We start from the raw sequence: 25,683 nt of genomic DNA, 5'->3' as shown, positions 1-25,683 counted from the left end.
TTTTTTATTTCTTTAGAAACTTAACAAACAACTCCATTTCATCTCTATTATGATAAGAATTGTAGCATTTTTCCATAGTTTCTATTGAAAAATATTCTTTAAAATAAGAAATATATTCTTCTTTATTTCCACCAAAAGGTGGATGATCTTCATTTAATTTTGCATCAAAAAGTAAGCCAACTAACTTTCCTTTACTCTTTAACAAATCATTCATTTTTGAAGCATATTTTTTTCTTAGCTCTGGGTTTATTGCACAGAAAAAAGTTTGTTCAATAATCAAATCGAATTCATTTTCTAAATCAAAAAAATTACCTAAAATTAATTGCTCATCAGGAAAATTTGGAATTCTTTCTTTAATATTTGTTAATGCAGATTTTGCTAAATCTACTACATACACATTTTTAAATCCGAGGTTAAAAAGGTACTCTGCTTCATAAGAATTTCCACCACCAGGAATCAGTATTTTAAGCTCTTTATTAGTTAATTGATTAAAATAAGTTTTTAAAGGTGGAGACACCTCTCCTAAATCCCATCCAATTTTGTTTGTTTTATACTTATTTTCCCAAAAACTTTCCGATAAATTCAACATTTCTAATATTATAGTTATAATTTCATAGAATAACCTCCATTATTTCCCTACCAAAAAAATAGAGTTTATATTTGCATTCTAGTTCAAAATAAACATTTTTTATGGAAACTTTAGCTACTGCAAAGAAAAATCTTAATGAAAAAGGATTTTTAGATATAGACACTTCTAACATTAACTATTTAGAAGAAATTCTTCGATTAAAAAAAGAAAAAAATGCTGTTCTTTTAGCTCATTATTATCAAATTGATGAAATTCAAGAAATAGCAGATTTTGTTGGAGATAGTTTAGCTTTAGCACAACAAGCTGCTAAAACTGATGCAGATATGATTATTTTTGCTGGAGTACATTTTATGGCAGAAACAGCTAAAATTTTAAATCCTGATAAAAAGGTTTTATTACCAGATTTATTAGCAGGTTGTTCTTTAGCAGATTCTTGTCCTCCAGATAGTTTTGAAGCTTTTAAAAAACAACATCCAGATCATTTGGTAGTTACTTACATTAACTGTTCTGCAGAAATAAAGGCATTGAGTGACTATGTTTGTACCTCATCTAATGCACGAAAAATTATTGATTCTATACCAGAAGATCAACCTATAATTTTTGCTCCAGATAGAAATTTAGGAGATTATTTAAACAAAGAAACTGGTAGAGAAATGTTACTTTGGGATGGAGCTTGTATGGTTCATGAAGCTTTTTCTATGGAAAAATTGATTGATTTGTACAAAGAACATCCAGATGCAGAATTAATTGCGCATCCAGAATCTGAAGCTCATATGCTTAAAGTTGCCAAGTATATTGGCTCTACTTCTGGTTTATTAAACCATGTAAAAAACAGTAAAAAAGAAAAATTTATTGTAGCTACAGAAGCAGGTATTTTGTTTCAAATGATGCAAGAAAATCCTGATAAAACTATAATTCCTGCACCTGCAAAAGAAGACAATACTTGTGCTTGTAGTGAATGTGCATACATGAAAATGAATACAATGAAAAAATTGTATTTATGTTTAAAACATGAGTTACCAAATATAGAAGTAGAAAGTGAATTGGCTAAAAAAGCTATTATTCCAATTAATAGAATGTTAGAACTTTCTTAATAATTCATTTGAAATGTTAACTGATAAAAAAATTATATCTACTGATTTTTTAGTAATTGGTTCTGGTATTTCTGGGCTAACTTTTGCTTTAAAAACTGCAATTAAATTTAAAGAAGCAAAAATTACAATTGTTACTAAAGATGAACAAAATGAATCGAACACCAAATATGCTCAAGGTGGAATTTCTACAGTTTATAATAAAGCAGTAGATAGTTTTGAACAACATATTAATGATACTTTAATTGCTGGTGATGGCTTGTGTGATGAAGAAGTAGTTAAAATGGTTGTAGAAGAGGCTCCTGATAGATTGCAAGAATTAATTGATTGGGGTACCAAATTTGACAAAAATGAGCAAGGAGAATATGATTTAGGACGTGAAGGAGGGCATTCTCAAAATAGAATATTACATCATACAGATATTACAGGTGCAGAAATAGAACGTGCTTTGTTGGCACAAGTAAATGCATTACCAAATATAGATTTTTTAACCTATCATTATGCAATTGACTTAATTACAGAACATCAAGTAAAAAAGAAAAAAACAAAACGTAACAGTAAAATTTCTTGTTATGGAGCTTATGTTTTAGATGAAAAAAACTCAAAAGTAAAAACCTTTGTTAGTAAATTTACAATTTTAGCTTCTGGTGGTAATGGTCAAGTTTATGAAACAACAACAAATCCTGTAGTTGCCACTGGTGATGGAATTGGTATTGCCTATAGAGCCAAAGCAGAAATTTCTGAAATGGAATTCATTCAATTTCATCCAACTGCTTTGTATAATCCAGGAGAATATCCTGCTTTTCTAATATCGGAAGCTGTAAGAGGTTTTGGTGCTAAATTAAGAGATTACAATGGTAACTTTTTTATGCACAAATATGATGAACGAGAAGAATTAGCTTCTAGAGATATTGTAGCTAGAGCTATTGATAATGAATTGAAAAAAAGTGGAAAACCACATGTTTATCTAGATTGTACACATTTAGATATGGAAAAATTTAAAGACCATTTTCCTAATATTACAGAAAAATGTGCTTCTTTAAATATTAATGTAGAAAAAGACTATATACCTGTTGTACCAGCATCTCATTATATTTGTGGTGGGGTAAATGTAAACAAGAATGCAAAAACTTCTATTAAAAAATTGTATGCTTGTGGTGAAGTAACAAGAACTGGTTTACATGGAGGAAATAGGTTAGCTTCTAACTCTTTATTAGAAGGACTTGTTTATGCTCATAGAGCTTTTTTAAACATTTCTAAAAAGTTTGAAAATGCCAAAACACCCAAAAACATACCAATTTGGAATGATAGTGGTGTTATAAAAAACATGGAAAAAATATTAATTACTCATGATAGAAACGAAGTAAAAACTATTATGACTAATTATGTTGGTATTGTACGTTCTAATGAACGTTTAAAACGTGCAGAAAAAAAATTAAGAGTGTTGTATGAAGACAACAAACGTTTGTATGATCATTCTGAGCTTTCTGTAGATTTATGCGAACTAAGAAACTTAATTACTACTGCATATTTAATTACTCAATTTTCTAAAACTAGAACCGAAAACTGTGGTGGTTTTTATAGTTTAGATTGTATAAAATAAACAAAAAAGCACTTGAGGAATCCTCAAGTGCTTATCAACCAACACTATTATAATAATCAACCAAAATTATTAATAATAGAAACTAACTCATTTTTTTGTACAGCTCCAGATTGTCTCCAAACTTGCTTTCCAGATTTGTATAAAATTAATGTAGGAACACCTCTAACTTGATATTTTGCAGCCAAAGGTTGGTTCTTATCTACATCTATTTTTATAATAGAAACTTTGTCTCCTAATGTATCTTTAACTTCTTTTAAAATAGGACTCATCATTTTACAAGGACCACACCATTCAGCAAAAAAATCTACTAAAACTGGTTTATCTTTATTGATGATGTCTAAAAATTTGCTCATGCCTAAGAAATATTATTTATTAAAAGTGATACTCCAAATTCCTCTTATTTGATTTTCGCTATAACCTGTTGCTAAATCTTTTGGGTATAACTCATTTATGTGTGTTAATGTGTTTGGTTTAATGTCTGTAGTTGGATTTCCATGACATTGTAAACACATACTATTTGTTTTAATTGGATAGTAAAAGTTTACATTCTTGCCAGAATCTACAACTATTGGTTCTGACTCTTTATTTAGTTTTATATTTTCTTTGAATAGATTTATGTACCCTTTTTCAATTTTACTAGCTAAATTTTTTGGGTTTCTAGGTTTATCAGAAACTCTTTTTATTGTTGCATTGTTAACAATAGCCATACTATCTGTTAAAGGATAAGCTTTTACATTACAAAATTTTAGAGCTGCTAAAGTTCCTTTTTTTTGTATTGTACCCATTAAGTTTTTACCTAAAACTGCTTTTGTAGAAAGTGCATATTTTAAACCTCTTTCACTATCTGTTAAATTCTCTGAGTTATTTCCTTGTAAATGCCTTTTCATTCCTTTTCCATTTCCCATTCCTTTACCTTTTCCATTACCATTTCCTCTTTCTTTGTTATAATGCTCTTCAAACCATTCTGGTTTTTCAATTTCATTATCAAACATATATTCAGAAATTAGTTTTATGGTTTCTTCTGGGTAACCCTGTTTTGGCATTAAACCAAAACGCTTTACTGCACCATACATTTTTGCATTTTGTTGAGTTGGGAATTTAATCCAATTTTGCATTGATTTTATAAATTCTTCTTTGGTAGTTTTATCTCCTATATAATGCTTTTTAATAGCAATCATTGGTGGAGCAATTCTACTTTCTTCTGAAGCTGTAGGACTATGACAAACGTAACAGTTTGTTTCCATTAACTTTTTGCCCTTATATTCTGAAGAATTTTGTGTTGTTATTTTCTTTTTAGAGTAAGATGGTCTTTGAGAATCTTTACAGCTAAACAAAAAAGAAAGTACTATTAAAAGAGTTAATGGTTTCATCTTATTTTTTTAAACAAAAATAAAACGTATACACATAATAAACAGTAACAATTGTTACAGTTCTAAAACTTTTATACTGTTTCTAAAAAGTTGAATTTTACTTTCGTTTTCTAGTTTTTTTAATAGTCTAGAAATAACAACTCTAGAGGTATGTAAATCTTCAGAAATTTGTTTATGAGTAACATTCAAAAGGTCATTGTGAGTTACCATGGCTTTATCTTTTAGGTATTTAAATAAACGCTCATCCATTTTAAGAAATGCAATAGTATCTAAGGCTTCTAATAACTCATCCATTCTTTGATGATAAGTTTGTAAAATATAAGCTTGCCAAGAATTATATTTACCTAACCATTCTGCCATTTTTTCTTTTGGCAACATTACTAATTCTACATTAGTTTCTGCTACTGCTCTAATTTTACTTTTAGTTTGTCCCATACAACAAGATAAAGTCATGGCACAAGTATCTCCTTTTTCTAAATAATATAATACTAGTTCTTCTCCATTTTCATCTTCTCTAAGAATTTTAATGGCTCCAGAAACTAATAATGGCATAGATTTTATGTAATCTCCAACCTCAATAATAGTAGAATCTTCATTAAAACTCTTAGGAACACCCAGTTTTATAATTTCTGAAATTAAATCTTCTTCAAAAAGATACCCAAAATTAGTTGTTAATTTATTTTCAATTTCTGACATTTATAAAGGTGTTTTTGTTGGTGGTATAAATTTAATAAAATAGAAGTTAATTAAAATAAAAAATCCGAGTTAAAACTCGGATTTCATCTACTAAACTAATACACTATCTACTCTTTTCGTTTCTTGTCGTTATTCATTAATAGGAATACTGCAACAACTAAGCCCACAACAACTAAGGCAAATATACCAATCATAATGGTACCGTTAATCCAAGAAACCTGAGGTAAAGCTAAATAACTCATCTATTATTATTTTGAATGTAAAGTTAAAAACTAACATAAAATTAATATATGACATTAATCAGTTTTTAAAATTTCACATTTAAGATATCTCCACTTAATTGTAATAATTGCAATTCAATTAATTTTGTATCAAATTTTGCATTATTTAAAGCTGTTTTAGAATTTATTAAATTAATTTGAGCTTGCCTGAATTCTATAGACGTTATTTGACCTAACTTATAACGCTCATTACTTCTTTCAAAATTATTTTGCGTTGTTAATACATTTTGCTCATTAGCTTTTATAATAAATAATTGACTTTGATAAGTATTCCAAGTATTTTTTAAAGTATTCTGAATTGTAACTTTTTGCTGTTCTAATAAAATTTGTTGGTTGTCTAAAGCAATTTTAGCATTTGCTACTCTTGTTTTTGTACTTCCTCCATCAAATAAACTCCAAGATAAACTTAAACCAGCATTTAAACCTGTAGAGGTTGAACCTGCTAAGAATGAAGTTGCCGGATTTTCACTTTTATTCCATCCATAAGAAGTACTTAACCCTAAAGATGGCATGTAATTAGATTTGTTTATTTTAATATTAAACTCACTAATAGCAATATTTTTTTCATTCTGTTTTAAGACTGAATTATTAGCTAACGTTTTTTGTTCTAGGTCTGTAAAATTCATAATATTTATAAATTCTACCTGAGTTTCTACATTATAATTTACATCTTTTTTAGACCCTAAGATTACATTTAAATTTCTTTTTGCATTGCTTAATAATTGCTCTGCATTTATTAAAGCAATATTATCGTTATTTACATCTACTTCTGCATTTAACAACTCTAATTTTGTTGATTGCCCATATTCATATTGATATTTTGCACGTTGCAATCTTTGTTTAGAAATAGACAAAGCTTCTTTTAAATTATCTGTATTTTCAGATAATCTTGCAATTTGAAAATAAGAAGTAAACAACTGCAAATAGGTGTTTTCTATAGTTTCTCTTGCTTGTAATTCTGATAAATTATACGTTTCTTTTAATTGTTGATAATTGTATTTTCTACCTAAACCATCAAAAATTGTATAATTTAAACTTAAAGATGCATTATAAGATTTAGTAACTGCTCCTTCAATACTTGTAGAAGTACCATCTTGCCTAGTAATATTTTGGTTGCTATTATTATAGTTTGCACCCGATGATATTGCTGCTGTTGGCAAAAATCCAGAGTTATAAATACTGGTATTATTTTTAGCTACTTCTAAATTATTATTGGCTATTTTAATTCCAAAATTATTTTCTAAAGTAATTTTTAGAGCTTCCTTTTTTGTTAATATTTCTTGCGAAAACCCTTGTAAAGTTGCTAATAAAACAACTATATATATTTTATTTTTAATGATCTTCATTTTCTTCAAATTTAGATTCTATAATTGCTCTTTCTACTTCTTCTTTTGTTACTTCTCTATCTGTTTTTAACCATTTAATTCCTACTTTCATTGAGTTAGAAACCGACAATAATAATGGTAGCATAATTAATGTTAAAACAGTTGCAATTGCAATTCCGTAAGCAATAGAAATTGCCATTGGAATTAAAAATTGTGCTTGCCTACTTTTTTCTAATAACAAAGGTGCTAAACCTGCAATGGTTGTTAATGATGTTAAGAAAATAGCTCTAAAACGAGATTTTCCTGCTGCAACAAGTGCTTCATCATATTTCATTCCTTCTTTTAAATAGTTGTTAAATTTCCCTATTAAAACCAAGCCATCATTAACCATAATTCCTATTAATGCTATGATACCTAAAAACGAAAGAATACCAATTGGAAAATTGTGAAAATAATGCCCCCAAACAACACCAATCATACTAAAAGGTATCATAATAATTAATAATATTGGTTGGCTGTAAGAACGGAAAGTAAATGCAATAACAATGTATATTAATCCTAAAATTACCCAAACTACTCTACCTGCAGAATTTTGAACTTTTGCAGCTTCTCTGTTTTGTCCTTCATATAAAGGTGAAACAGATGGGTATTTAGAAACTATTTCTGGCATTACATTTTTCTTTATATCTTCTAAAATGTCTGTTGCACTAGTTTCTTTATCTTTTAAATCTGATGAAACTTGTATTTCTCTTTTACCTTCTAAGTGGTTGATTGCAATATCTCCTCTTGCAATTGTATAATTAGCTATTTCAGAAAATGGAATTCTAGTACCATTTGGAGCCACAATTCGCATATCATCTAAATTTTTTATAGACGATCTGTCTTTTCTATCATAACGTACCCAAACTTTTATTTCATCTTGTCCACGTTGAAAACGTTGTGCCTGAAAACCAAAGAATCCATATCTAATTTGATTCATAACAGATTGTAAGTTCAATCCTAATAAATACGCATTATCTTTTAATTGAATTTTAATTTCTTTAATTCCTGCAGGATCATTATCTGTAACATCTTTTAAAAGCTGGTTGTTTTCTAACACTGATTTTAGTTCTTCTTTTGCGGCTTTTAACTCTGTAATATTATTACCTAATAAAGAAACTGCAACAGGACTTCCTCCAAAATTTCCTCCAGAACCAAATATTAAGCTTTCTACACCATAAACTTTACCAACCTTGTCTCTTATAGAATTGGTAATTTCTGGTGACGAAAAATCTCTTGCTTCTCCAGGTAAAAGATTCACAGTTAATGTAGCATTTGCACTTCCTGGACCTACTCTTTTTATTACATTTTGAACAACTTGTTGGTTACCAGATTGCTTTTTTGAAAAATCTACATTTGTTAACCATACTTTTTCTTCTATCATAGAAATAATAGAATCTGTAATTTGCTCATTTGTACCTTGAGGCATGTTTAATGTAATCTGAACTCTATCACTAGCAATTCTCGGGAAAAAAGAAGACTGAACTATACCAGCATCCATAGCAAGTTTGCTAAAAATTAAAATGGCTATAGGTATAGAAAAAGCAAATATTTTATTCTTTAAAGAAAACTTTAAAAATGGAACATAATAGGCATCTCTTAATTTACATAAACCAACATCTGCCAATTTATTTACTTTATTAAAAAAAGTATCTATCGCATTTTTCTTTTTTATTACTCCACTTTCTGTTCTTTTTCTATCTAAAGCTTTAGAATGTGCAATGTGTGCTGGTAAAATAATTAAGGCTTCAATTAAAGAAACACTTAAGGTTAATAGCACTATTGTAGATACTTCACCAAAAAAACTACCTATTCTTCCATCCACAAAAAAGAAGGTTGAAAAAGCTATGATAGTTGTTAAAATTGCAGAAACAATTGGTGGTATAACCTCCATAGTTCCATCAATAGCAGCTTGTATTTTTGTTTTTCCTAAATCGTAATAATGGTGATAAATGTTTTCACCAATAACAATACCATCATCAACCAAAATACCAATAACAATTATCATCCCAAAAAGAGATAGTACATTTATGGTCACACTAAATTGAGCTGCAAAAATAAACATTCCAAAAAATGCTATTGGCAACCCAAAAGCAACCCAAATTGCTAGTCGTAGATTTAAAAATAATGCTAAGAAAAATAGCACTAAAAGAATACCAACTATACCATTCTCTATTAACAATTTTGTTCTACCATTTAATGTAATAGAAGCATCACTAGAAACATTTAATTGAACATTTTGTTGTTCTTGATTAAATTGATGAATGTACGCTTTAATTTTATCTGCAGATGAAACTAAGTCTTCATTATTAGTATTACTAACAGTTACATTAATGGCTAAATTTCCGTTAAAATACAATCTGTCTGGTGTTTCTGACCATGCATCTTTAACTGTTGCTATATCTTTTAGTCTTATTATAGTTCCATTTGGATCTGTTCTAACAATTAAATTTTGCATTTCAATACCATAATAAGAACGATTACTTGCTCTTATTAAATAATCTTCTTGTGCTGTTTTTATATTACCTCCTGTAATTAATAAGTTAGAATTTCTAATAGCAGTAGCAACTTCTGTAAAAGACATATTATAAGCACGTAAATCATTTTCTCTTACTGCAATTTCTATTTCTTCATCTGGAAAACCTGACAATGCTACTTGAGAAATACCTTCTATACCTCTAATGTCATTTTCTACTTTTCTTGCATATTGTTTTAATGCTTTTAAAGAAACATTTTCTCCACTTACAGTAAAACTAATTGTAGATCTAACACTTTCTACTTTTGCAATTACTGCAGGTTCCATACCAGAAGGAAAAGAAGGAACTCTATCTACTGCATTTTTTACATCAGATAAAACAACATCAATATTTTTACCTTTTTCTACCTCTACACTAACAGTAGCAGAGTTTTCTCTAGATACAGATGTTACTCTTTCTACACCTACTATTCCTTTTAAATTGTCTTCAATTTTAAGTACAACACCTTCTTCCATTTCTGTAGGTGATGCTCCTGGATAAGCAAGTGAAATTCTAATTAATTGAGAATCTACTAATGGAAAAAAAGACGATTTCATACTTAAAGCGCCTACCAAACCAAAAACTATAAATGCAATGATAATTACATTTACAGCAACAGGATACTTAATAAAATAAGTAATGATTTTTTTCATAGCTTATTTCTTTTTATTAATTTTTACAATCATACCATCAAATGCACCAGGTAATGGTTGTGTTAAAATTTTATCATTATTTTTTAATCCTTTTATAACAACTTTTTCTGAACCAAAATAAACAGGATCTACATTTACCAAACTTAGAATACTATCATTTTTTACTGTATAAACAGCTGTATTATCTACCAATAATTTTCTAGAAATTTCAATTGCTTCTTTTTCTGATTTGGCTACCAAATTTGCTTCTAAAAACATTCCTTCTTTTAAGTCTGGATGCTTAACGTCTACAAAAGCTTTTATTGTTTGAGAAACTTGATCTACTTTACCATTTACACGTACAACTTTACCTGTGTAATTTTTAGTTTTACTTAAATTAGTTAATGAAACTGCATTGCCAACTTTTAATAAATCTGCAAATTCAGAATTTACAGAAACTTCCATTTCATAAACACTAGGATCTATAAATTCTCCTAATTTTTGACCAACTCTAACCAAAGTACCAGGACTTACTAAAGCATCTGTTAAAATACCTGTAAAAGGAGCTCTAATTTGATGTTTAGACAAACGGACTTCTAAATTTTTTACATTATAATATGCAGATAAAATACCTCTACCACTAATAAAGTACTTTTCTTTATCTGTTGAAAATTCTGGGAGTTTTGGTGTTGATTTATTCATATCAAAACCTTTTAAATAGTTTTCCCATTTATTAAATTCTGAAGGATAATCTAACCTTAAATCTGGTAAAATAGCAGTAATTAAGTTATTTAAATTACTTTTTTGCGATTGTAAACTAGCAGTAAATTCATCGCTATTTATGCTTAATAATGTTTCTCCTCTTTTATAATTTGTACCCGTTTTAAACAATTTTCTAGAAGGCTTTAATACTCCAGAAACTTCAGAAAATAATTCTATTTTGTTTTTTGCTACTAAATTTCCATTTGCAGATAAAATAATAGGTATTTCAGTATTTGTAATATTTTCTACAAACACTGTTTTAATTTGTTTCTTAAATTTTGGCTTAGGTTTTTGATTCTTGTCAATCAAATATTTTCCCAAAAAAATTGCACCTACTATTGTTAAAACTCCAAGTATGGCTAGTATTATATTTCTCATAATTATTTAAAATGATTCAATTTTAGTATTAAAATTTCGTTGTATTTTCTTTAACGTGTTTATCATAAATTCTTTTTCTTCATTTGAAATACTGGTTTCAATTTTAGTAAGCATTTCTTTAATAACAGGTTTAGATTTAGTAAAAACTTCTTTACCTAAAGAGGTTAAAAAAATGTTTTTTACACGTTTATCTTTGTCACTTTGCAATCTTAAAATGTATTTTTTATTTTCCATTTTAGTAAGCAACCTAGTAAGTGAAGATTTGTTTCTTAATGTTAAAAATGCAAGCTCATTTTGATTTAACCCATCATTATCATGTAGCTTTTTTAAAACCACCATTTGTTCTTTAGTTAAATCTATATTGTTAATTGCAAATGCTTCTTGCAAAACATAATCTATCAACTTAACAGTTCTTCCTAACCAAGGCCCTATTGAGTTCTCAAAATCTATAAAAGAAGTATCGTTTTTCACGGCACAAAAGTAGTTAAAAACCACAGTTAGTTGCATATGCAACTAACTTATTTTTCTTAAAAAAATCATAATTTTATGAATTCACATTTTTTATGCATCTTTATATTTTAAATAAACATAAAAATGTCTTCTAATTACAGAATTTCTAGAGCTTTTAAGAATGCAAAAAGAATATGCTTTAATGCAAATTCTAAATTTGTATTATTTAGCGATTCTCATAGAGGAGACAATAGTTTTGCAGATGATTTTGCTAGAAACAGAAATATGTTTAAGCATGCTTTAGAGTATTATTATAAAAAAGATTTTACTTATATAGAGTTAGGTGATGGTGATGAACTATGGGAAAACAGAAACTTTACAAAAATTTTTAGAGCCAATAAGCACATTTATATGTGGCTTAAAAAATTTCATGATAAAGGGCGTTTACACTTTATTTGGGGTAATCATGACATGAAATATAAAAACCCTAAAATAATTAGTAAGAACTTACACTATTATTACGACTCTGTAACAGATAGCAAAAAAGAACTACTAATAGGTGTGTCATTTTCTGAAGCAATTGTATTAGAGGATGAAATTACAAATAAAAAAATCTTTCTGTTACATGGTCATCAAGCAGATTGGTTTAATTATGTTTTTTGGAAACTAAGTAGTTTTTTAGTAAAAATTTTATGGAAACCATTACAAATTTTAGGTTTTTCAGACCCAACAAGTCCTGCCCAAAATTTTAAAGAACGTATAAAAGTAGAACATAAATTAGAAAAATGGATTCAAGAAAACAACAACCAAATGATGATTACTGGTCATACACACAGACCACGTTTTCCTGATAAAAATGAGATTCCTTTTTTTAATGATGGAAGCTGTGTACACCCAAGATCTATTACAGGAATAGAAATTGAAAACAATGAAATTACGCTTATAAAATGGCATGTAATAACAAACGAAAACGGAATGATGCAAGTTAAAAGAACCATTTTAGAAGGTCCAGAAAACCTAAAACATTATATGAATTAATTTGATTTGCTGTACAAATACAAATACCGCACTTTTTTTCTCTTCTATAGATGAAATTTCTTCTCAAATTTGGGAAGATTTAGGATGTACAGAAAATATTTATTTTAATCCTGGGTTTTTAAAATCTATTGAAGCCAATCATCCTAAAATTACTTTTTCTTATATAGTTTTAGTTGATAAAATGAACAAGCCTACAGCTTTTGCTAGTTTAAAAATGATTGAATTTCATTTAAAATCAATTAAAAATGATTTTGAATTTTTAAAAAATATTGGAAGAAAATTACATGTTTTTCCTGATAAAAAACCTTTACAACTTTTAATTTGTGGAAATACTTTTGTAAGTGGAGAACATGGTGTTTTTATCAAAAAAAATCAAGATAAAAAAGCAATTATAAAAGAGCTAGCAGAGAGTATTAATCACTTTGTAAATTCTAATAAAACATTAAAAAAAGAAATAGATGCTTTCTTAATAAAAGATTTTGCAAAAGAATCTCTTTATATAACAGATGAATTAAAGAATTACAGATATCATCCTTTTTTGGTAGAACCAAATATGAAACTTCAAATACAAGAAAATTGGTTAAATTTTGAAGATTATTTGGCTTCTATGAAAACAAAATTTAGAGTAAAAGCAAAAAAAGCTTTTAAATTAAGTTCGTCTATAGAAATTAAAGAAGTATCTCTAGAAAATTTGGATGAAATATTACCTAAAATGACTTCTTTATATGAAAAAGTAACACTGAATGCAGATTTTAATTTAGGAAACTTTAATTTAGATACCTATAAAGATTTAAAAGATAAATTTGGAGATAATTATATTTTAAAAACGTATTGGTTAAAAGATAAAATTGTAGGTTTTATTTCTGGTGTAATTAACAATACTTCTTTAGACGCTCATTTTGTAGGTATTGATTATCAGCTAAATAGAGAATATGCTATTTACCAAAGAATGTTGTACGATTATATAGAAATTGCAATTCACAAAAAATTAAACACCGTTAATTTTGGAAGAACTGCAAGTGAAATAAAAAGTTCTGTTGGTGCAGTTCCACAAAATTTAACCATGTATCTTCGTCATAAAAAAACTATTACAAATAAAATTTTAAAACTATTTTTACAACGAGTACAACCTACTCCATTTCAACAGAAATTTCCGTTTAAAAATTTAAATAATGAAAAACAGTAAGGAATTAATTGCACTTTTAAACTTAAAAGATTTAGGTAACAATAACTTTAGTGGAAAAAGTGTAACTATTGGTAGTCCTCATGTTTTTGGAGGCCAAGTTTTGGCTCAGGCTGTAAATGCAGCTTATAGAACCATACCAGAAAACAGAACATTACACTCTTTACATTCTTATTTTTTAGAAGCTGGAGATTTAACAAAACCTATAAATTATAATGTTGCAGAAATGAGAAATGGAGGTAGTTTTTCTACAAGAAGAGTTACAGCTAGTCAAGATGATAAAACCATTTTTATTTTAGCAGCATCTTTTCATAAAAAAGAAGAAGGTTTTGAGCATCAAACAAATTTTGATTCAAACATAAAACAACCAGAAGAATTATTTAGTTGGGATGATATGTTAGAACAATTTGGTCCTTTTTTACCAAAATCTATGAAAGCTTTTTTAAGTGTAGAAAGACCAATAGAATTTAAACCTGTAAGAATTCCTAATCCATTACAACCAGAAAATTTACCTGCAAATGAACAAGTTTGGTTTCGATTAAAAGGAGAAAAACAAGAAATGGATTTTAGAACAAAACAAGAAATACTAACTTATATATCTGATTACAATGTATTAAATGCTGCTTTTAATCCTAATGCAAGTGAGTATAATTTTGGAAACACAATGACTGCAAGTTTAGACCATTCTATGTGGTTTTTTAGAGAGTTTGATTTTGATGATTGGATGTTATTTTCTGCAGAGTCTCCAAATGCTTTTGGAGCTAGAGGATTAGCTAAAGGAAATATTTTTACAAGAGATGGAAAATTAATAGCTTCTTTTGCACAAGAAGGATTATTAAGACCTAAAAAGAAATAAACATGAGCCCAATAATATACATTTTAACCACTAATGGTTTGCTTTTTTTAATGAGTATAATCTTTTGGAAAATTCCTCCAAAAAAAATAAATAACTGGTATGGTTATAGAACTCATAAAACCATGCTAAACCAAAAAATTTGGGATTTTGGGAATACTGTTTTTACCAAAAACTTAATTATTTATTCTGGTATTTCTTTTTTAGGAGGTTTATTGTTAGCTAATTTTGTAGCAAAAGAACTTACTTGGCAACCAATGGCTTTAGTATTTTTGTCTGTAATTGTTTGTATCATTAAAACAGAAAGAGCTCTAAATGATAACTTTACAGAAGAAGGAAAGAAAAAGAAGAATTAAAAATTAGCCAAAACAGAAACTGATAAATTTCTTCCTGGAGCAGAAACACCAGAAGCAAACTCTATATAATGTTCGTCAAAAACATTATTTAATCTTGCCTGTACTGATAAATTATCATTTAAAAGATAACTTCCATTTACACCAATAGTCATCCAACTTGGAGAACCATAATATTTATCTATATCATTTGTAGCATTTGCATCTACAATTGGTGTTAAATCATGATTATCTATACCTTCTGTAAAATTAAAATCTGCAATATCTTTTTTACTATTAAACCTAATATTTGCACCTAATTCAATTTTATCTTTCTTGTAATTTAACTCAAATTGACCAAAAAGTGGTGGTATAGAAGACATAGGTTCTTCTGTATCATAAGTTCTACCTTTTGTATAAGTAATAAAACCAGTAGTATTAAAAGTAGAAGATAGTTTTCCTAAATAATTTAGTGTATATCCAAAAATATAAGCTGTTCCTTTATTTTGATTTGAAACTGCGTTTCCAAATTCACTATCAAACGCTACTTGTTTAACACTTCCATTAGAGTTATATACGTAATCTCTTTGAATGTAATTGTCTAATAAAGTGTAATAAATATTTGTGCCTAACCTAAACTTTTTATCATTAAAATACTTCTGAATTCCAATTTCTGCATTGTACGCAAACTCTGGTTTCACATCAATATTTGGTATGGTAACATTACCACTTTTTTCTCTTACACGTCCAACATCATCAATATTTGGAGATCTAAATCCAGAAGAAATAACACTGTTTATTTGCCAATTTTTACTCGGTCTATAAACATACCCTAAAGTTGCTGTTATTGCAGAATTATTTGTTGAAATGTCTGTATCTGATAATTGAATAAAAGATTGATCTATCCAAGTTGCATTTAAATTAGTATTTGTAAAACGCACACCCGTATTTAAGGTAGATTTACTGTTTATATCTTGCCTATAATCTATATAAACTGCAGAACTAGTATAGCTGCTTCCTCCATCTGGATAACGAGATTGGACTTTAAAATCATTAGTAAAACCAATAATTTTATCATTTAAAACATCTAAAGTTTTTCCATAAGAATCAGAATCTACATCATTATAAGCAAATTCAAATCCGTAAGAAATAGCTCGCTTTTTATCTTTAGTTAAAGACACAGAAAAATCTCCATTTACACTAAAAACGTTTACAGTTTCTTTTCTATAAGAACGTTCTAAACTTCCAAATCTTCTCTGAATTCTACTTTCTTTTAAATTTTGGTAAGCTGCAGTAATAACACCATCTTCTAACCATCTTTTATTAGGATTAATTAGCAATTGAGAGGATACTAACAATCTATTTTGAGGACCATAATACCATTCTGCAAACTTTAAATCTGAAACATCTGTTTCATCATTTAACTCTGCTAACCTATCAAACCTAGGAATATCTGATGATGTAGAGTACTGTAAATTTACTTTTAAATCTGTGTTTTTTGATAAGGGAACAAAGAATTTTTGTAAAACATCAGTTTGGTTATATCCTGTGTTTCTTAATAAATATGGGTTAGAGTTTTTAGTTGGATTCTCTGTATAATTACCATTTAAATTATCTGAATAGTAAAAAACTTTACCCCAATTATCAAACCCATGATTTCTGTTAGAACCCGATTTTAAATCGTTAAAATCACTGTAAGAAATACTAGTAAAAGAAGCCCAATTACTAAAACTTAATTCTGTAGAAACATTGGTAGTTATTTCTTGATTTACAGATGAAAAGCGTGAAAATAATTGACTTTTAACTTCATTATTCTCTGATAATTTTGGTGTTTTTGTGTAATAATGAATTACTCCTCCTAAAGCATCAGAACCATATACTACAGATGATGGACCAAAGACAACCTCAGTTTTATCTAGCATATTTGGTGCTACACTAATTGAGTTTTGTAAATGTCCTTTTCTATAAATAGCGTTGTTCATTCTTACTCCATCAACCACCAATAAAACTCTATTAGATTCCATACCACGAATTACAGGACTACCACCACCAAATTGAGATTTTTGCACTTTAATTCCTGGTATTGTAGCCAATAAATCTGCAGATGTTTGAGGCGATACTTTTTGTATATCTTTTGCAGAAATAACTGCTATTTGTTCTGCTATTCTTTCTGTTTTTTCTGCTTTCTTAAAAACAGATAAAACAACCTCATTTAGTTGCTCTGATTGTTTTGTTAAAAAAACAGTATAATTTTTACTTTTTAAAAGTGATTTTTTAACTTTAAAAAGAGCGTATGAAATATGAGAAAATACAATTGTTTCATTTTCTTTAAAATCTGAAACCTCTACAAAACCATTATTATTTGAAGATAAATTAATAGTAAGTGCATCATTAAAAACGGTAACATTTTTAACTATTTTACCAGTTTGTTTATCTAAAATCTTTACTTTTTGAGAAAAAGTAATGCTGCTTAATAAAAAAACGAATATGAAAAGTATATTTTTCATTAACTAAAAACAGTTTCTAAAATTTGTAATGATTTTGGTTTCTTAAAACCGTCCAAATGTAGTTCAAAATATCGAATTATAATTTTTAAAACAACTTGTCTTTCGTTTTTATTAAAAGACACCTCTTCTATTGCATCAAAATTTATGCCTAACAGCTTTTTAAATTGATAAAAATTATTGCCTGATATAACATTTTTTTGAGAAGTATAATCAGAAAAATTACCTTCTAACAAATCGAAACCTTGTTTATCTTTCTCAGACAAATCTGGATAAAACCCTAAAAATCTGGTTAAATTCAACAAAAACAACAAATGAAAATTTGCAATTTTATCATGTATATCTAACCAAATTAAACCTGTTTCTAAATAATTAAAAAGGCCGTTATTTTTTTCTTCTTCTTTAATTGAAAAAGATAAAACTTCAGACAAAAACATAACAACAGATTGTTTTACAATGTCTTTATAAATAGTTTTATAAGGATTAGAAACTTGTACTTCTTTTATAGAATTTAAAGACCCTTTATTACTGTGGCTTGCAATTATATTTAATTGAGTTAATGGTTGAAAGTAAGCTATTTTTAATCCCCCTTTTTTTGCATTTAAAATCCCTCTAATTAAATACGATTTTAAACCTTCTTCTTGTGTATAACACTTTACAATTAAACTTGTATCACTATATTTTAAAGAATTTAAAACTATTGCTTTTGTAGATATAATTGCCATTAGTTTACAATTGCTATTTTAGTAACAGCAGTTTCTGTAGCATCATCATTAGATAGTAAAACTATATAAACACCAGAAGCTACTTTAGTACCTGCAAGGTTTTTTTTGTTCCAAACAACTTTTCCTCCTTGTAATTCTTGACCTTCTACAACATTTGTTTCATAAACTAAATTACCAGCAACATCAATAATTTTTACATTTGTACCTTTTGGTAAATGTGTTCCATTTCTACCATCTATAGTAACAGTTTCATGGTTTTTTAAAACAGGATTTGGATATGCATACACATCTCCTAAAACATCTCCAAATGGTGCTACTTTACTGTTGTAAGCAACAACACCTTTATTAGTTGCAAAAAATACTTTACCTGTACTTTTATCTACTGCAATTTTTATAATTTTATTAGAAGGTAAAGGAGAGTTTTGCTTGCTAAAATTAGCCAATGTTGTTTGCCCATTAGGATTTGTATAAATTACACCTCCATTATCTGTACCAAACCATTTATTTTCTGCACCATCAATAACTATAGAGTTTACAGTTTGGTCTCCTAAAAGTCTTTCTCCAAATCCTTCATCATTTCCATTTATAACCACATTATTGGCATTTGGTGTAGAATCATCAAAAACTCCAGAAGCATTAGCGTATACAACCAAACCAGATTTTGTACCTAACCATACTCTATTATTTGCATCTATTGCAACTGTTCTAACATTTAAATCTGGTAAATTTCCTAAATTAGGTGTTGCAATTAATGCTTTTTTTCTGTTTCCATTTTCGTTAAAAACATACACTCCATTTCCTCTAGAACCATACCAAACACTATTATTTCTGTCTATTGCAACTTCGCTTAAACCAAATGCAACATTAGTTTCAACTGATCTCATATCAAAACTAGACCATTGTCCACTAGAAGATAGTTTTTTTAATTCGTTTTCTAAACCAATATTAGCAATCCATAAATTTCCTTGAGAATCAAAAGCAGAAGAACTTACCCTTATAGTAACTCTATCTGCAATGGTTGCTACAATATCTTCTAAAGGACTATTTAAATGGTTATAAAAGGTTTTAATTTCATCATTTTCTACAACTAACAAACCTCCTGTTGCAACAGAATTTACACTTCTTGTGTCTCCAAAAGAGCTAATAAACACTCTGTTTTCTGCATTAGGATCTATAGAAACATGATTTAAATCTGAAAAAGGAAGAGCAGGATTGTATTTAGTATTTATCCAATTTTCTCCATTAAAATGACTAAATCCTTTTTTATTGTTAATTGGTGTATAAACATCATCATAACCCCCATAAACCACCCAAAGGTTGTTATTGCTCGAAGCTAAAGAAAAAACATCATTAGATAGTGGCCCTTCTGGATGAATTTCTGTATAACTAGTTAGTTGACTTGATGTTGTATTTAAAATTCCGAATTCATTGCTAGCCAAAAAAACCGCATTATTTTCGAAATATGAATTATTTAAAGTAAAATTAAAATCTGCATTTGGCAAAAGTTGATATACTTGATTCATTGAAGCATCTAAAACAATAGCAGCTGTTTTTAATGTTATAGATAAATTAGAGGGAGATGATTTTATTGCTAAAATTTGTTGTGAAAAACTTCTAATAGAACTTAAAGTAACACCATCAAAACTATGTAAAGCATTTCCTTCTGTACAATAAATTTGATTATTAAAAAGAGCAATATTTGTGAAATTTCTACCTGAAAAATTTTGAGTCCAATTATTAAAATCTATTAATAAATTACTAGTAATATCTGCAGAAAAAATTCCAGTTTCTGTTGCAGCATAAATTTGTCCGTTAAAAACTTCAATTTGATTTATTTTTACTGAGCTAGAACCATTTCCTATAAAAAAAGTATCGCCAAATTCTAATTTATCTATGTCATAAACAACAATTCCAAAAGGAGTTGATAAATACAATTTATTGTTACTTTCTTTAATATGATTAATACTTTTTTCTCCAGATTGAGTAAAATTTACAATATCTGAAGAGATTGTAATAAATCCATCTTCATCTACAACCTCTATTAAACCATTTTCGTAACCAATAACCAATCTTTTAAAAGCAGCACTATAATGTATAGATGTTGTTGTTTCGCCAGATAAACCTTGAACAGATGATAATTTATTTATTTCGCCAGATGCAACATTATAAGTAAAAACAGCATTATCTGCCAACGCATAAATAACATCATCTACTTTAATAAAATCTTTTACATTATTGTAAGAATAAAAATCTTCCCAAGAATTACTATAGTCTGTTTGAGCTGAAAAAAACGTTGAAAAAAATAATATATAAAGTAAAAAGAGTTTCTTCATTATTTAATTTTGAATATCAAAGATATTTATTTATTGTTACAATAACGATAAATCACCTTACATTAGTACAAAAATCAAAAGATTTTATGAGTGTAGAAATTGAAAGAAAATTTTTAGTTAAAAACAATAATTATAAAAAAGAAAGTTACGCTAAAAAGTATATAAAACAAGGGTTTTTAAATTCTGATAAAAATAGAGTGGTAAGAATACGTATTGCAGATGATAAAGCATTTATTACAATTAAAGGTGTTTCTAATTTAGCAGGTACCACAAGGTTTGAATGGGAAAAAGAAATTAAAAAATCAGATGCTGAAGATTTACTTTTACTTTGCGAACCAACAATAATTGAAAAAACTAGATATTTAATAAAAGCTGATAATCATATTTTTGAAGTTGATGAATTTTATGGAGACAATGCTGGTTTAACTATTGCTGAAATAGAATTAGACACTGAAAATGAAAGCTTTAAAAAACCTAACTGGTTAGGAAAAGAGGTTACTGGTGATGTTAAATATTACAACTCTAGCATTAGTAAAAATCCTTTTAAAAATTGGGCATAAAAAAACCTCGAACAAAAGTTCGAGGAAATTTAATAAACCTACCCCCTAAATAAGATTTATAATACTCAATAAAAATAACCTAAGCTATAATTATCAAGCAGCACAAAAGTAATTTTTTTTTATGGGAATGTCAAATTATCTTCTATTTTATTACTTTTTAGAGGTTTAACCTAGTAAAATCAATGTTGAAACTACAAATAGTAGATAGCTAAAAAGTGACTTATACTACCTAAAAGTACAAATACATGAAACGTTGCATGATTGTAAGGCATTTTTTTTATTGAATACAAAACTGCACCAATTGTATAAAAAATACCACCTGCAAATAATAAATTTAAACTAAAACTTGTTAATTCATTTATTAAAGGTTTAATAAAAAACACCACTTGCCACCCCATTAAAAGATACATTGCTGTAGAAATTTTATCGAATTTACCTGTAAAAAACAATTTAAGTATTACACCTGTTAAGGCAAAAACCCAAACTGCAATAAACATATACCAGCCTAATTTAGAGTTTAAACCTACCAAACAAAAAGGTGTATAACTACCTGCAATTAGCACATAAATTGCTGCATGATCAAAGATATTTAGTTTTCTTCTTTTCTTCGGATTTTTTGCTGCATGGTAAAATGTAGAAGCTGCATACAATATTATTAAACTAAATCCATAAATAATAAAACTAGTAACGTTCCAAAATTCTGAATAAGAAAAAGCTTTCATCAACAAAAAAGGAAGTGCAACAATACTTGCTAATAAACCTAAACCATGAGACCAAACATTTAATCTTTCTTCAGACTCAGAATACGTATGATTTAATTTTTCTTTCATTTTTTTCTGTTTGTGTCTTTCATATACTTTGTATCGTTTGCTAAATCATTATAAATAACATCAAACGTTTTGTCTTTTAAATGGTCTACATCTTCTAAAGTTAAATTTTTTGTTGGTATAAATTTATGCTGACGAACTCTAAAAACTCCAAATCCTCCTTTAAAAAAATCCCAAGAAAATAATCTTTTACAATCATAATATACTTGAGGTACAACAGGTATATCAAACTCAATAGCCAAACTAAAAGCTCCTTTTTTAAAAGGTGCTAAAATCACATCTTCAGTAGGCACTAATCCTTCAGGAAAAATTGCCATACTAACTCCATTTTGCAATCTTTTTTTAGCCATTTCAAATACTCTTTTTCTACTTTCTGGATTGTTTCTATCAACCATAATTACTACTTTTTTGTAGAAAAAACCAAAAATTGGAATTTTAACCAACTCTTTTTTTCCTACAAAAACAATTGGATTTTTACTTAAAACAACCAAAACAAAAGGATCCATAAAAGACGCATGATTTGGACAAAACATATAACTTTTATTAGGTTCTATTTTTTCATCTAACTGAATTTTTAACCCAAAACCCATTCCGTAAATTAAAACTTTAGACCAAATTCTAACCAATTTCCACATAATGTGATAATACTCTTCTTTAAGGGTAAGAATTAGCAATAAAGGAGACATTAAAATGATAGTTACAAACATTAAAACGTAAAACCATAAACGCCAAATTAAAAGAAAAGGGATTTTAATATACTTCACAATACTAACAAACGTTTATAGTCAATTTTAATTATTTATCATTTAAAATAAAAAAGTAGCACAATTAAATTCTACTCTGTGGGTAAATGTAGTAATAATCTTTTTGTTGTTCTTTTTTAGCCTATAAAACCTTATTTTTGTGCTCTCAAAGAGAGTAAGTAACTTACTCTTTTTTTTATAAAAGATAAAAACAATTTAATGTCAAGAATTTTAACAGGTGTTCAAAGTACAGGAACTCCACATTTAGGAAATTTATTAGGTGCCATTTTACCTGCTATAGAAATGGCTAACAATCCAGAAAACGAGGCCTTTCTTTTTATTGCAGATATGCATTCTTTAACTCAAATAAAAGATGGAAATGAATTAAGAGAAAACACTTATAGCACTGCTGCAACTTGGTTGGCTTGTGGATTAGACATTAGTAAAACTGTTTTTTACAGACAAAGTGATGTGCCTCAAACTACAGAGTTAACTTGGTATTTAAGTTGCTTTTTTCCTTACCAAAGATTAACATTAGCTCATAGTTTTAAAGATAAAGCTGATAGATTAGGAGACGTAAACACTGGTTTATTTACGTATCCAATGTTAATGGCTGCAGATATTTTATTATATGATGCAGAAATTGTACCTGTTGGTAAAGATCAGTTACAGCATTTAGAAATGTCTAGAGATGTTGCAAATAGATTTAACAATATTGTAGGCGAAACTTTAGTAGCTCCTAAAGCAAAAATTCAAGAACACACTAAATTAGTTCCTGGAACTGATGGTGAAAAAATGAGTAAATCTAGAAATAACATTATCAATATTTTCTTGGCTGATAAAAAACTAAGAAAACAAATAATGAGTATTAAAACAGATAGTAAAGGTTTAGAAGAACCTAAAGATCCTGACACTGATAATGTTTTTGCTTTGTATAAATTATTAGCTTCTGAAACTCAAATTGCTGAAATGAGAGCAAATTATGAAGGTGGAAATTATGGATATGGACATGCTAAACAAGCACTATATGAACTAATTTTAGAAAAATTTGCTACAATTAGAGAACGTTATCATCATTTTATGGAAAACAAACATGAAATTGATGCTGCTTTAGAAATTGGAGCAGAAAAAGCTTCTACTGTAGCTAAAGAAGTTTTAAAAAGAGTTAGAACAAAAATAGGGTACTAAACTTATTTTAAAATCATAAAAAAACCACGCAATTAGCGTGGTTTTATTTTTTATACCTATATCTTGCATTATAACCATTGACAAATAATTCCTCCCATAATTGCTAAAGTTACGATCCAATAACCAGCGTTAATAGCAACATATTTAAATGATTTTTTCTCAAACATTGCAATAATAGACAAAACTGGAAGCACAAAAAAGACTCCAGATAAAACACCATGCAAGACACCATGTTTAAAAGTTCTGTAATTATTACCATATTTAGCCATAAAATCTTGAAAATAAGTGAGAGCATCACCTTGTAACTCTGTTGAACCAGGCTCTAAAATTGATGAAAACACACCTCCTTGATGAATAACAATAAACTGTAAAAAGAAAGCGATTAAAAGACTAAAGATATAACTTAATATAAATATTTTAGCCATATTTTGTCCTTCTAAAGATTCTTTAGTAAACCCCATTTCTTTCATCCAAGCATTTCCGAACAAAGGACCATACCAGACAAATCCAATTATCATTGGTATAATTGCTGCAATAAGTAAAATGTAAAAATTCATTTCCATGATAAAAAAGTTTTTGGTTGAATATCAAATATAAGAAATCTGAAATTGATGGGTTTTAAGCATAAAAAAGCCAAAAGGAAATCCTTTTGGCTTTATACAATATTTTATTTTTGTTTAATGTATTTTCAATGACTTTGCAATTGCTTCTAACTCAAATAAAAATGCTCTTTTGTTAACAGAAGGTGCATAGGTAAATCCTTCAAAAACAACCAATCTGTTATTCTTTTTATCAACTACAGTATAATTTAAAAATGGACCTGCCATAAAATCGTTTAAAACTTCCCATTTACCACGAGTTTCATAGGCTGTTTTACCATCTATAGTAGCATTAAAAGTAAAAGGTGTATAAGCTTCTTCAGTTATCATATGCATTGTTTCTGGATCTGAACCTGGTATGTATTTTTTACCAATTTTATTTCTTACAGCTACAATACTATCTGCCACTTTAGTTTCATCTAACAAAGGAACAGAATAAACTAAAATATTATTGCTACCAGTTTTTGCAATTCCACTAGATAAATGATTACGTAACCATAAAAAATCTCCAGTATCATCTACAGTATTAAATTTGTTAGGAATTGTTAATGAAACCCCTAAATTTTTTAAAGTTTTATACTGAGAATCGTCTATTTTGTTCTTATTAAACAAGCTTAAAGTCATTTTTATATCAGAATCTTTAAATTCTTTTATAATTTCTTTTTGGTGTTTATTAAACATTTTTACAACACCTTCATCATCTTTTGCATAAACATATACAATAGTTTGTGGTTGTGCATAAACGTTTTTTCTTACAAAGTACTCTTCTTTATCTCCAACTCCAATTACTAAAATATTTCTACTAACTTTCATCATTGTTCCAAAACCATTTGGAGCAACTTGAGATACAGATAAAAGTGATTCTGGTTGTGGCAAACCAACCATTAACTCTCCAAAAGAGTTTCTTATTGCTTTACCAATATCTCCATTCCAATCGCTAGATTTTGTAACAACCATTACTTTGTTAACTTTACCAATAGAATTTCGTAAAAGAACTTTATCATTTCCTCCACATGAAGTTAAAAGAAAAGCAATTGCAATTAGGCTATATAATTTTTTCATGATT

At 27.9% G+C, this 25,683-nt stretch carries 23 protein-coding genes; 8 read left to right on the top strand and 15 right to left on the bottom strand.

The window, feature by feature from the left end:
• Window positions 1-4: 4 nt before the first annotated feature.
• On the bottom strand, window positions 5-586 hold the full coding sequence (locus MPF13_RS03335; RefSeq protein ID WP_249981000.1) for a methyltransferase domain-containing protein: 582 nt from the start codon (window positions 584-586) through the stop codon (window positions 5-7).
• A gap of 104 nt (window positions 587-690) precedes the next feature.
• On the opposite strand from MPF13_RS03335, the gene nadA reads away from it, so the two are divergent.
• Both nadA and nadB read left to right on the top strand, forming a co-directional pair.
• Entirely contained in the window at window positions 691-1,683 is a 993-nt protein-coding gene (gene nadA, locus MPF13_RS03330) for a quinolinate synthase NadA (RefSeq protein WP_249980897.1), read from the top strand.
• A 13-nt stretch (window positions 1,684-1,696) separates the two neighbouring features.
• The gene (gene nadB, locus MPF13_RS03325; RefSeq protein WP_249980896.1) at window positions 1,697-3,283 is read left to right on the top strand and encodes an L-aspartate oxidase; all 1,587 of its coding nucleotides are present in this window, start codon (window positions 1,697-1,699) and stop codon (window positions 3,281-3,283) included.
• 56 nt (window positions 3,284-3,339) lie between these two features.
• Here the strand turns inward: nadB and trxA are convergent, their stop codons facing one another.
• The 7 genes from trxA to MPF13_RS03290 form a co-directional block, all read right to left on the bottom strand.
• Window positions 3,340-3,636 carry a thioredoxin gene (gene trxA / locus MPF13_RS03320; RefSeq protein ID WP_249980895.1) on the bottom strand — a complete coding sequence of 99 codons (297 nt, stop codon included), beginning with the start codon at window positions 3,634-3,636 and terminating at the stop codon, window positions 3,340-3,342.
• Window positions 3,637-3,648: 12 nt separating this feature from the next.
• Window positions 3,649-4,653, bottom strand: a complete 1,005-nt coding sequence (locus tag MPF13_RS03315) for a c-type heme family protein (RefSeq protein WP_249980894.1) — start codon at window positions 4,651-4,653, stop codon at window positions 3,649-3,651.
• 54 nt (window positions 4,654-4,707) lie between these two features.
• Entirely contained in the window at window positions 4,708-5,349 is a 642-nt protein-coding gene (locus tag MPF13_RS03310) for a Crp/Fnr family transcriptional regulator (RefSeq protein WP_249980893.1), read from the bottom strand.
• Window positions 5,350-5,656: 307 nt separating this feature from the next.
• Window positions 5,657-6,976, bottom strand: coding sequence for a TolC family protein (locus MPF13_RS03305; protein WP_249980892.1), 1,320 nt, complete (start codon window positions 6,974-6,976; stop codon window positions 5,657-5,659).
• Window positions 6,963-10,163, bottom strand: coding sequence for an efflux RND transporter permease subunit (locus tag MPF13_RS03300; protein WP_249980891.1), 3,201 nt, complete (start codon window positions 10,161-10,163; stop codon window positions 6,963-6,965). The genes MPF13_RS03305 and MPF13_RS03300 overlap by 14 nt, the downstream gene beginning before the upstream one ends.
• A gap of 3 nt (window positions 10,164-10,166) precedes the next feature.
• The gene (locus MPF13_RS03295) at window positions 10,167-11,282 is read right to left on the bottom strand and encodes an efflux RND transporter periplasmic adaptor subunit (RefSeq protein ID WP_249980890.1); all 1,116 of its coding nucleotides are present in this window, start codon (window positions 11,280-11,282) and stop codon (window positions 10,167-10,169) included.
• 6 nt (window positions 11,283-11,288) lie between these two features.
• Window positions 11,289-11,753, bottom strand: a complete 465-nt coding sequence (locus tag MPF13_RS03290) for a MarR family winged helix-turn-helix transcriptional regulator (protein ID WP_249980889.1) — start codon at window positions 11,751-11,753, stop codon at window positions 11,289-11,291.
• A 123-nt stretch (window positions 11,754-11,876) separates the two neighbouring features.
• Between MPF13_RS03290 and MPF13_RS03285 the strand changes: the two genes are divergently transcribed.
• Genes MPF13_RS03285 through MPF13_RS03270 form a run of 4 tightly spaced genes read left to right on the top strand, consistent with a single transcriptional unit; the run spans window position 11,877 to window position 15,162 of the window.
• Complete coding sequence (locus MPF13_RS03285; RefSeq protein WP_249980888.1) at window positions 11,877-12,770, top strand: metallophosphoesterase family protein; 894 nt, start codon at window positions 11,877-11,879, stop codon at window positions 12,768-12,770.
• Between the two features lies 1 nt (window position 12,771).
• The gene (locus MPF13_RS03280; RefSeq protein ID WP_249980887.1) at window positions 12,772-13,956 is read left to right on the top strand and encodes a GNAT family N-acetyltransferase; all 1,185 of its coding nucleotides are present in this window, start codon (window positions 12,772-12,774) and stop codon (window positions 13,954-13,956) included.
• Window positions 13,943-14,809, top strand: coding sequence for an acyl-CoA thioesterase (locus MPF13_RS03275; protein ID WP_249980886.1), 867 nt, complete (start codon window positions 13,943-13,945; stop codon window positions 14,807-14,809). The genes MPF13_RS03280 and MPF13_RS03275 overlap by 14 nt, the downstream gene beginning before the upstream one ends.
• 2 nt (window positions 14,810-14,811) lie before the next feature.
• Window positions 14,812-15,162: an SdpI family protein gene (locus MPF13_RS03270; protein WP_249980885.1), complete on the top strand. Its 351-nt coding sequence runs from the start codon at window positions 14,812-14,814 to the stop codon at window positions 15,160-15,162.
• Here MPF13_RS03270 and MPF13_RS03265 read toward each other — a convergent pair.
• Genes MPF13_RS03265 through porZ form a run of 3 tightly spaced genes read right to left on the bottom strand, consistent with a single transcriptional unit; the run spans window position 15,159 to window position 20,700 of the window.
• Window positions 15,159-17,645, bottom strand: a complete 2,487-nt coding sequence (locus MPF13_RS03265) for a TonB-dependent receptor plug domain-containing protein (RefSeq protein ID WP_249980884.1) — start codon at window positions 17,643-17,645, stop codon at window positions 15,159-15,161. The genes MPF13_RS03270 and MPF13_RS03265 overlap by 4 nt on opposite strands.
• Window positions 17,645-18,367 carry a DNA repair protein RecO gene (recO, locus tag MPF13_RS03260; protein ID WP_249980883.1) on the bottom strand — a complete coding sequence of 241 codons (723 nt, stop codon included), beginning with the start codon at window positions 18,365-18,367 and terminating at the stop codon, window positions 17,645-17,647. The genes MPF13_RS03265 and recO overlap by 1 nt, the downstream gene beginning before the upstream one ends.
• Window positions 18,367-20,700: a type IX secretion system anionic LPS delivery protein PorZ gene (porZ, locus tag MPF13_RS03255; RefSeq protein WP_249980882.1), complete on the bottom strand. Its 2,334-nt coding sequence runs from the start codon at window positions 20,698-20,700 to the stop codon at window positions 18,367-18,369. Before porZ ends, recO begins: the two co-directional genes overlap by 1 nt.
• A gap of 86 nt (window positions 20,701-20,786) precedes the next feature.
• Between porZ and MPF13_RS03250 the strand changes: the two genes are divergently transcribed.
• Complete coding sequence (locus tag MPF13_RS03250; RefSeq protein WP_249980881.1) at window positions 20,787-21,260, top strand: CYTH domain-containing protein; 474 nt, start codon at window positions 20,787-20,789, stop codon at window positions 21,258-21,260.
• A 191-nt stretch (window positions 21,261-21,451) separates the two neighbouring features.
• Here the strand turns inward: MPF13_RS03250 and trhA are convergent, their stop codons facing one another.
• Window positions 21,452-22,090, bottom strand: coding sequence for a PAQR family membrane homeostasis protein TrhA (gene trhA, locus MPF13_RS03245; RefSeq protein ID WP_249980880.1), 639 nt, complete (start codon window positions 22,088-22,090; stop codon window positions 21,452-21,454).
• Window positions 22,087-22,851, bottom strand: coding sequence for a lysophospholipid acyltransferase family protein (locus MPF13_RS03240; RefSeq protein ID WP_249980879.1), 765 nt, complete (start codon window positions 22,849-22,851; stop codon window positions 22,087-22,089). Before MPF13_RS03240 ends, trhA begins: the two co-directional genes overlap by 4 nt.
• A gap of 198 nt (window positions 22,852-23,049) precedes the next feature.
• On the opposite strand from MPF13_RS03240, the gene trpS reads away from it, so the two are divergent.
• Window positions 23,050-24,018, top strand: coding sequence for a tryptophan--tRNA ligase (trpS, locus tag MPF13_RS03235; protein ID WP_249980878.1), 969 nt, complete (start codon window positions 23,050-23,052; stop codon window positions 24,016-24,018).
• A 68-nt stretch (window positions 24,019-24,086) separates the two neighbouring features.
• On the opposite strand, the gene MPF13_RS03230 is transcribed toward trpS, so the two are convergent.
• Together MPF13_RS03230 and MPF13_RS03225 are read right to left on the bottom strand one after the other, a co-directional pair.
• The gene (locus tag MPF13_RS03230; protein WP_249980877.1) at window positions 24,087-24,581 is read right to left on the bottom strand and encodes a DUF1761 domain-containing protein; all 495 of its coding nucleotides are present in this window, start codon (window positions 24,579-24,581) and stop codon (window positions 24,087-24,089) included.
• Between the two features lie 114 nt (window positions 24,582-24,695).
• Window positions 24,696-25,679, bottom strand: coding sequence for a DUF4837 family protein (locus tag MPF13_RS03225; RefSeq protein ID WP_249980876.1), 984 nt, complete (start codon window positions 25,677-25,679; stop codon window positions 24,696-24,698).
• Window positions 25,680-25,683: the final 4 nt, after the last annotated feature.

The sequence above is a fragment of the Polaribacter sp. Z022 genome (assembly GCF_023555495.1).
GTDB lineage: Bacteria > Bacteroidota > Bacteroidia > Flavobacteriales > Flavobacteriaceae > Polaribacter.
Note: the sequence above shows the minus strand (reverse complement) of the source record. Positions and strands in the feature narration are given on the sequence as shown.